Source organism: Oleiphilus sp. HI0086, assembly GCF_001635225.1.
Map to the genome: position 1 here is coordinate 1 of NZ_LWFZ01000642.1, position 9097 is coordinate 9097.

Consider the following 9097-nt stretch of genomic DNA (forward strand, 5'->3'; position numbering starts at 1 on the left):
TTCGAACCCATGGACTTCATGGCCAAGCTGGCTGCACTGGTACCCAAGCCGCGCGTCAACCTCACCCGATTCCACGGAGTCTTCGCACCGAACAGCAAACACCGTGTTCAGGTCACACCGGCTAAACGCGGAAAAAAGCCTGACAAACTAGAAGCAGCCGATACTGACTGGCTCGATAAGACCCCTGAAGAGCGGCACCATGCCATGACATGGATGCAGCGACTTAAGCGAGTCTTCAATATTGATATTGAGGTTTGCGAGCACTGTGGAGGGCATGTCAAAGTGATTGCCAGCATTGAGGATCCGGACATAATCGAGCAGATTCTTAAACATCTCAAACAGAAGGCGGCCAAAGCCGATACTAACCATCACAACCAGCCGCCAGAGCGAGCCCCACCACTGACTCCCAGCCTGTTCGGCCCATCGCAGACTCGTTTATTTAATTGACGCTCCTAAGCTCTCAATCCATGTACTGTCAGCCTTTGCGGCAGGCCGGTGGGGCAACTGTCGGCTAAAGATCCATTCGCCAGGCACTTTTCGGTCAAATCGACCAAAATACGACCTTCTTTGGGCGCTGTGAAGCTAAATTCCGGGGCTTAGGCAATAAAAATGAGCGGCAATTTCGGGTATGCTACTTCATCCGAAGGGTGAAAAGGTGCTTTAAACGTCCTATACGCCTCAATTCGCCTTCAACGTGCCGGTAGCCGTACAAAATCGAAGCGGCAAAGGTGTGTGGCAAGTAAAAGGCGTCATGCTATTCATTTTTATCACTGACTTTTTGATAATGATGCTGAATGCTTTGCTGTCAGCTATCTATTTCTTTTAGACTACTCTATCGACAAGGCTTAGGAGACTTCTACCATGATTAAAGCATATGCAGCGTTTGAAGCAGGTGGTGAACTAAAACCATTCGAATACGATCCTGGTGATTTACCAGACGACCAAGTTGAAATTGCCGTCGAGCACTGCGGCATTTGCCACAGTGACCTAAGCATGCTCAACAACGAATGGGGAATGACCCAATACCCTTTTGTGCCCGGGCATGAGGTGATCGGCAAAGTGAACGCCATCGGTAAGCGCGTTAAGTCGATTCAAATTGGACAGACTGTCGGCTTAGGCTGGCACTCTGGCTACTGCATGAGCTGCTCGTCCTGCCATAGCGGCGACCATAACCTTTGCGCTTCAGCCCAAGGAACCATCATCGGTCATCACGGCGGATTTGCTGACAAGGTACGCGCGGAAGAAAGTAGCGTCGTTGCCTTACCCGAGGGTTTTGAAGAGCCTTCAGCCGCCCCTTTGTTTTGTGCTGGCGTGACCGTTTTCAATCCACTTGTTGAATACAACATTAAACCCATCGACACCGTTGGCGTCATTGGGATTGGTGGACTAGGCCACTTAGCCCTACAGTTTTTACGTGCCTGGGGCTGTGAAGTCTGGGCCTTTACCTCATCTGAAGCTAAAAAAGCTGAAGCCCTAGAGCTTGGTGCGCACTATACCGTTGACTCCAAAAACCCTGACGAACTCAACGCTCTGGCCGGCAAGTTTGACTTGGTCTTATCCACCGTTAATGTGAAACTCAAATGGAACCAATACGTCAATACACTCGCCCCCAAGGGCAAGCTACATTTTGTCGGTGCGACACTTGAGCCTTTAGATCTTAACGTATTTTCATTGATGGCCGGTCAACGCTCAGTGTCTAGCTCTCCTGTTGGGAGTCCGCAAGCACTGCGCAATATGTTGTCATTTGCAAAGCGACACGACATTAAACCCAAGGTTGAGCACTTCAAGTTCGACCAAGTCAATGAAGCGATAGCCAGACTTGAGAGTGGCAAGGCGCATTACCGAATTGTCTTAAGCAAATAGGAAATTAGAATGTCCAAAGTTAGTATCGATTTCCCGGATTACGCTCACTTCTCGATGTCGCAATCAGTTCGGATACAGGACGTAAATTACCGTAAGCACCTCGGCCATGACAAATTAGTCTCGATGATTCATGAAGCCAGGGCTGCTTTTTTTGAATCGATAGGTATATGTGAACTTGAAGACAGCGCTCAAGGCTACATTCTGGCAGACCTGCAAGTCATGTATATCGACGAGGCTTTTTTTGGTGATGAATTGGTATTTGATATTGCTGTCACGGAGGTGTCGAATAGAAGCTGCCAAATGCTCTACCGAGTCAGCAAAGCCACAGATGACAAAGATAAGCCAAAAATCATTACCTTGGCAAAGACCGGTGTGGTTTTCTATGACTATGAGCAAAGAAAGGCAATTTCAGTGCCGCAGAGTATTGTAGTGTTCTAATTTCTGCATCAGTTAATTTTCCAGGTAATCGACGTCTCTGCATAAGGGGTAACTCCTAAATCGAACTGAGAATTACCCCCAATTTACCCCCTAATAAAAATATGCAAGGGGTAAAGCATGACTGAATCTGACGCAATTGACCGGATATGAACGTACCTGAAAGGCGACAACCTACGCTAAGCCACTGTAAATATTGGACTTTGACAGTACTTGACTGTAATTGAATGAATCTGACTGAAATGAGTATGGTGCCCGGGGCCGGAATCGAACCGGCACGTCCCGAAGGACGACAGATTTTAAGTCTGTTGCGTCTACCAATTTCGCCACCCGGGCTTTGGGGGCTTTTACATTTAACACCAAAGGGATGCTAAATGGAGGCGCGAGCCGGAGTCGAACCGGCCTACGTGGATTTGCAATCCAGTGCATAACCGCTTTGCTATCGCGCCTTTAAACTTGTACTAAACAAGAGCTTCAAATTCTACCATAGGATTGCAGCAATCCAGTGCACTCTTGTTAATCGGGCAGAGCCCTAAGCGCTTTGCTATCGCGCCTTTAAACTTGTACTAAACAAGAGCTTCAAATTCTACCGTAGGATTGCAGCAATCCAGTGCACTCTTGTTAATCGGGCAGAGCCCTAAGCGCTTTGCTATCGCGCCTTTAAACTACACCGTAAACTATATCGATAAATCTTTATAGTCCACTAACAAAAAACCTCGGATAAATCCGAGGTTTTTTAGAATTTGGAGCGGGAAACGAGATTCGAACTCGCGACCCCAACCTTGGCAAGGTTGTGCTCTACCAGCTGAGCTATTCCCGCAGATCACTTCATATTTCATTGCAACACTCTAGTAAAAAACAACTTTTCGTTGCCTGTGTTGCTGAAGTGGCGCATATATTAACGGATTCGATTTAAGAGTCAAGCAATGTTTAAGAGAATAATTCACTTTTTTTCAGCTATCTATTTTCCGAGAAGCAGATCGATTATTTTTTATACCAAAGCAGTAATACTTACTCCGCTTCTAACTCTCTTCAGAGAATAAGTGCTCCCACGATGCTGTGAGATATTGGTACATTGACCATAGCGTAAGAATCGATGCGAAGTATATAAGGCCAATCCCAGACCAATAAAACCAGTCAGATTCAGGGCCTAGCAACAACAGCATAATGGAGCCCATCTGGCACATAGTTTTTAGCTTACCGATGAACGACACCGCAACATTATCACGTTTGCCCTGCTCTGCCATCCACTCTCGCAAGGCTGAAACGACAATTTCACGCCCAATAATAATCATCGCTGGAATCGTCACCCAGACAGAGTAATAGCTTTCGATTATCACCGCCAAGGACATTGCCACCATCAGTTTATCTGCGACTGGATCAAGAAAAGCACCAAAGGGTGTAGTCTGGTTCCACTTTCTTGCCAGGTAGCCATCAAGATAATCCGTACAACCTGCAATAAAAAATAACGCTGCAGCTAAGATGGCACTCGATTCTATCGGCAAGTAATACGCTACGACAAAAACCGGAATAAGAACAATTCTGGAAACGGTAAGGATATTTGGTAAATTCATGAAAACTTCTAGCTGCCTTAGTAATACTTTATTTACGAGCTATGGAGCGTCAAATAGATATGCTCTGCCAAACTCGTGCTAATTCCTGATACTTTTGCTATTTCTTCGGTCGACGCCTTTTTGATATTCGAGACGCTACCAAAATACTGCAGCAACGCTTTTCGCCTCTTAGCCCCTACCCCTTCAATATTCTCTAACGTTGATTGACGCCTTGCCTTATCTCTACGATTCCGGTGCCCGGTAATCGCAAAGCGGTGGGCTTCGTCCCGTATTTGCTGAATTAAATGCAACCCCGGATTATCAGAAGCACAGTCTATCGTTTTTAAGTGGCCAGCCTTTTCAGGTATTAGCAATGTTTCAAAGCCGGGTTTACGCGTAACACCCTTGGCAACGCCAATTACATTAAGATCTGACAAGTTTAACCTGTCGAAGACCTCAAGTGCCAGATTTAGTTGACCTTTGCCACCATCAATTAAAATCAGGTCTGGTCGTTTATCGGGGTTATCTTTCAATGCCTTGTAGCGCCTTTCCAGTGTCTGACGCATTGCAGCGTAGTCATCCCCTCCGGTAATACCTTCAATATTATAGGTCCGATAGTCCGACTTCATTGGCCCCGCCTCATTAAAGACAACACAGGAGCCCACTGTTTTTTCACCTGAGCTGTGGCTAATATCAAAGCACTCCATGCGTTTGGGTCGATCCTCAAGCTGCAGTAGTTCCGCCAGAGCATCGAACTTATGAAACATGTTTTCTTTATTAGCCAAGTGCGTTTGCAGGGCATTTTCTGCATTCGTGCTCGCTAGCTTAAGCCATTGCGCCTTTAATTGTTTCACCTTGGTAGAGATTTTCACCTTCTTACCAACTACCTGCTCGATGGCTTCGGTAATCAATGCCTGATTACTCAATGATTCGTTTAGAACAATCTCTCCCGGAATATCTCTAGACTCATTCTGGCCAATATAATATTGCTCGACAAAGCTCGACAGCATTTCATTATTGCTCATCTCCAGAGACAACTTGGGGAAGTAGTTCTTATGGCCAAGAATTCGCCCGTTACGCACATAAAGCATTGATGCTACAACCGAGCCGCCTTTTGCTACGAGTACAACTACATCCAGGCTCTGCGTCCCACCCTCGGCAGACTGGCTTTCCTGAACATGTCGAAGATGCTCAATCTGATCTCTTATCTCTGCGGCCTCTTCGAACTTAAGCTCTATAGAAGCCTGCTCCATTTGCGAAATAAGCCTACGGATTAATTCAGGACTCTTTCCCTGCAGAAACATCTCAACACTTTTAACATCTTCCAGGTACTCTTCGTGACTAACCAAACCGACACACGGAGCTTTGCAGCGTTTTATCTGATACTGAAGACAAGGGCGAGAGCGGTTGTTGTAATAGCTATCATGACATTGGCGAACCTTGAAGATTTTCTCAAGCATGTTCAGGCTTTCTTTTACTGAACCAGAGCTTGGAAAGGGCCCGAAATAACGTCCAACCTTCCCTTTGCTACGCGCCCTTTTCATGGATAATGAAGGGTATTCTTTATCGCTTGCCAAATAGATATAGGGGTAAGACTTATCATCTCGCAAGAGAATATTGTACGGGGGCTTAAGGGTCTTTATCTGATTCTGTTCTAGAATCAGCGCTTCTGTCTCGCTACGGGTTAGCGTGACTTCTATTTTAGCGATTTTGCTGACTAGCGATTGAGTCTTAAGAGACAAACCCTGACGAGCAAAATAACTGGAAACACGTTTTTTGAGATGCTTTGCCTTACCAACATACAGTATGCTTCCGTCACTACCATACATACGGTAGACTCCCGGACTTGTAGTCAATCCAGATAAAAAGCTTTTAGAGTCAAATGAGGAAGATTCTGAGAAGGATTCTTGCAGATCAATTGGGTCGGTCGACATCTAACAAACCATTTCGCACAGCAAGCAAGGTCAATTCAACATCACTGGTGATATCCAGCTTTTCAAATATCCGATAGCGATAACTATTTACTGTCTTTGGGCTCAGACAAAGCTTGTCTGATATGCTCTGAACTTTCTGGCAATCCATAATCATCGTGGCAATCTGCAGTTCTCGCTCAGACAAACTGTCAAAAGGAGACGAGTTCGCTTTACCTAAGGCCATAGCCTGTGCAATATCAGGGCTAATATAACGCTCGCCGCTATGAACTTGCTTGATTGCCTTGATCATCTCAGAAATATGGCTGTTCTTCGAAACATATGCCGAAGCACCCGATTCTAAAACGTGGCTTGGGTAAGGATCATCAATACAAGCTGTTACAACTACGACTTTTGTTTGCTCATTTTGACGCTTTAGCCTTCGTGTTGCCTCTAGCCCACCAATGCCGGGCATTTTGAGGTCCATCAAGACAACGTCAGGGGAATGTTCGCGCGCTTTGCTTAAAGCATCTTCACCAGAAGATGCTTCACCGACTACCTCAATCGCACCGTCATCAAGCAACATACGCGCAATACCTGCACGAATCAGATCATGATCATCAACGACTAAGACTTTTATCAAAATAAATCACCCGCGAAAGCAACTAGAATTGTTAGACAATGAACGCGGAGATTATACAGCAATGCTTGTTAGTTTTGGTGACGAATTCAAGGTTTTCATCTTAAACCCCTGAGAATCAAGCCATTGAGAAGCTTCAAATTCACTCAAGCATACCGACGTTGCATAGGGGTGCTTAACCTTGAATATTTCTTCGAACTGATAGAGCAAGTGACTTCGGTTATTGCTACTAAATACAACAGCAATAGCCTTCATTCCTTTAATATAAGACCAAGCATTAAGCGCCTTTAGTGTTTCGATTTGAAACGACTCGGATAGAAGCATATCCATGCCCTTTAAGTTGATCACACAAGCCCACTCTCGGGTAAAATAGCGGTGAACCAAACGTTTATAACTAGCGACATAGTCTAAGGTATTCCCCTCATTCCATGTTCCAAGCATATCGATCGTCAAGATATCGTGCTTTGCATCGATCACGAAATTGGTTGTCTCTATGCGGCTCCCGCCTTCAACGCTAGAATTCGGGGATGAAGTATATGTAGACATGGCCTTTCTCAACATTCAATTACAATTCACACAGTACTTAACAAAAGTGTATGTCATCACAGCAATATAGCGAGTTTTACCAACAAAAAAACATAAATAAATTTAAATCAGGCATAAAAGCCATACTTTTAGAAGTACTTCACTAACTCCAGCTCTAAATAGTCTTCATCTCTTAGACCGTAAGTTTTCAATTGGTCGTCACTTTCGGCACCGTGAAACACGCGCGCTTCAATATTCAACTTAAGATCGCTCGCCAGTCGCTTGTTCGCCTCGAATGAAAACATCAATTCCTCAGTACGTGGATCAAAAATGACGCCCGTTAGGATTTCAGAGGAGTCTTCATCATTAAAGGCATAACGCCAACCGGCAAAAATATCTCGTTCAAAAGCGTGAGTTGCGTGCTCTTTACGGTCATCAAACATATATTCCAACACCCACCCCAGATCAGCAGAGCTTTCGAAAATACCCACTTGGGTATATTCAAAGCCAAATACTGCGGCGCTATATCGACCTTTTCTACCAAGAGCATCACCAAAGCCGGAATTGGTGATACCTTCAAACTTTAATAGCCAAGAGTCATAAATATATTGAAGTTCAATACCAGTCTGATCGATAAGATGATAATGAGGAACTAACTCAGAAAACGTAGCATTCGGGCGGAAACTGGCTTCACGACTCGTGCCGGAAAAATGAGATAAAGCAAACTCTAATTCACCGACATAATGTGAATAACGGACAGCAAAGTCACTATGCCATTCTTGTGCACCCGATGCATAGCTTGCTTCATCATTACTTACCGGCAAAGGGCTTGCAGATAAGCGACCATCTTCGCCAACGAAGGTTCTTTCGCGAAAGTACGGTAACCAGAAAAGGTCAATCGTTCCCCAGTCTCGCTCTAATGAAAACTTAAGCATCGCCTGACCGAGCTTGTCTTCGCCATCGGGGTTTTCAACACTGTCGCTTTGATTAACGATATCAACGAGATGCATAGATTCTGTGACACCCCAAAACACCTTACCGACACCCGCTTGCAACTCCCAGGAATCGCCATAGTAGGTCCAGAGCGCTTCGCGTAAGTCAAAATGAGTGCGCTCATCATCCTCAAAGTCGTAACGACCAAACACCTTGGCAACAAAGTCTCCTTGCCCTAATGATGTATCGAATTCTATCTGCCCGCTTAGGGAGCTTTGAAATTGACTCTGATCGGCAAGCCCCTCTTCCACAAAGGTACGCGCTTGAAAACCTAACTCACCTTCAACACTCGCGAGGGCATTGCCACTACTAAGCATTAAAGCACTCGTAAGAAGCAAAGTAGAAGTTTTGTGGAAGATGGTATTTATTTTATTTGTCGATAGATTCAAGTTTTCGCCCGCCTTTTACTGTGCAATTTCGCTACATCATGCATGGGTAAAAAATGGCTTTCAATAAAATATATGGAAAAGTTCTTTCCAAAACATTTACAAAATACATTTTACTGTATACATTTACAGGTACTGGTTATTCACACAGATAAACATTAACTCAACCTAACGGACTACACGGCATGCTAAAGCTCACCAAGAGACAAAGCGAAGTATTGCAACTCATCAAACAAAATATTGATGAAACAGGTTACCCACCTACTCGTGCGGAAATAGCTTTGGCACTTGGCTTTCGCTCTGCCAATGCAGCAGAAGACCATATTAAGGCACTAGCCAAGAAAGGCGCGATTGAGATTGTCCCCGGAGCCAGCCGTGGCATCCGCTTACCGCAAAGCGATATTCCCGAGGGTTTACCGATTGTTGGTCAAGTCGCTGCTGGTAACCCGATTTTAGGTGAGGAAAATATCGAAGACTACTGCACACTTGCGCCAGAGTTTTTCTCTCCTTCTGCTGACTACTTATTACGCGTAAGAGGTGAAAGCATGAAGGATATCGGCATACTCGACGGAGATTTGCTTGCAGTCCATAAAACCGAAACAGCTCGAAATGGGCAAATAGTCGTTGCCAGAGTGGGCGAAGAAGTAACGGTTAAACGTCTCAATAAAAACAAACACATCGTTGAGCTTATTGCCGAGAATGAAGAGTTTGATCCCATCGTGATCGACCTGAGAGAACAAGATGTAGTAATTGAAGGTCTGGGCGTAGGCGTTATCCGTAAGGAGGGTATCC

At 45.0% G+C, this 9097-nt stretch carries 9 protein-coding genes and 3 tRNA genes; 4 read left to right on the forward strand and 8 right to left on the reverse strand.

The window, feature by feature from the left end; genetic code table 11:
* The 3 genes from A3756_RS08780 to A3756_RS08790 all read left to right on the forward strand — a co-directional run.
* Positions 1 to 447, forward strand: a 447-nt coding sequence (locus tag A3756_RS08780; protein ID WP_197481255.1) for a transposase, incomplete at its 5' end; no start/stop codon positions are given.
* A 414-nt stretch (positions 448 to 861) separates the two neighbouring features.
* Positions 862 to 1863: an NAD(P)-dependent alcohol dehydrogenase gene (locus tag A3756_RS08785; RefSeq protein ID WP_068515794.1), complete on the forward strand. Its 1002-nt coding sequence runs from the start codon at positions 862 to 864 to the stop codon at positions 1861 to 1863.
* 9 nt (positions 1864 to 1872) lie between these two features.
* Positions 1873 to 2301, forward strand: coding sequence for a thioesterase family protein (locus A3756_RS08790; protein ID WP_068514211.1), 429 nt, complete (start codon positions 1873 to 1875; stop codon positions 2299 to 2301).
* A gap of 246 nt (positions 2302 to 2547) precedes the next feature.
* Here A3756_RS08790 and A3756_RS08795 read toward each other — a convergent pair.
* The 8 genes from A3756_RS08795 to A3756_RS08830 all read right to left on the reverse strand — a co-directional run bounded on the left by A3756_RS08795 (position 2548) and on the right by A3756_RS08830 (position 8236).
* Positions 2548 to 2634, reverse strand: a tRNA-Leu gene (locus tag A3756_RS08795).
* Between the two features lie 39 nt (positions 2635 to 2673).
* Positions 2674 to 2747, reverse strand: a tRNA-Cys gene (locus A3756_RS08800).
* 295 nt (positions 2748 to 3042) lie between these two features.
* A tRNA-Gly gene (locus tag A3756_RS08805) sits at positions 3043 to 3118 on the reverse strand.
* 202 nt (positions 3119 to 3320) lie between these two features.
* Positions 3321 to 3872 (reverse strand): CDP-diacylglycerol--glycerol-3-phosphate 3-phosphatidyltransferase, encoded by a 552-nt coding sequence (gene pgsA / locus A3756_RS08810; protein ID WP_068515797.1) that lies wholly within the window; start codon positions 3870 to 3872, stop codon positions 3321 to 3323.
* Between the two features lie 32 nt (positions 3873 to 3904).
* On the reverse strand, positions 3905 to 5785 hold the full coding sequence (uvrC, locus tag A3756_RS08815) for an excinuclease ABC subunit UvrC (RefSeq protein ID WP_068515799.1): 1881 nt from the start codon (positions 5783 to 5785) through the stop codon (positions 3905 to 3907).
* The gene (gene uvrY, locus A3756_RS08820) at positions 5766 to 6404 is read right to left on the reverse strand and encodes a UvrY/SirA/GacA family response regulator transcription factor (RefSeq protein ID WP_068515802.1); all 639 of its coding nucleotides are present in this window, start codon (positions 6402 to 6404) and stop codon (positions 5766 to 5768) included. The genes uvrC and uvrY overlap by 20 nt, the downstream gene beginning before the upstream one ends.
* A gap of 51 nt (positions 6405 to 6455) precedes the next feature.
* Positions 6456 to 6947: a hypothetical protein gene (locus tag A3756_RS08825; RefSeq protein ID WP_068515805.1), complete on the reverse strand. Its 492-nt coding sequence runs from the start codon at positions 6945 to 6947 to the stop codon at positions 6456 to 6458.
* A 128-nt stretch (positions 6948 to 7075) separates the two neighbouring features.
* Positions 7076 to 8236 (reverse strand): hypothetical protein, encoded by a 1161-nt coding sequence (locus tag A3756_RS08830; protein ID WP_068515808.1) that lies wholly within the window; start codon positions 8234 to 8236, stop codon positions 7076 to 7078.
* Positions 8237 to 8490: 254 nt separating this feature from the next.
* Here A3756_RS08830 and lexA point away from each other — a divergent pair.
* On the forward strand, positions 8491 to 9097 hold a 607-nt coding region (gene lexA, locus A3756_RS08835; protein ID WP_068553351.1), incomplete at its 3' end, for a transcriptional repressor LexA.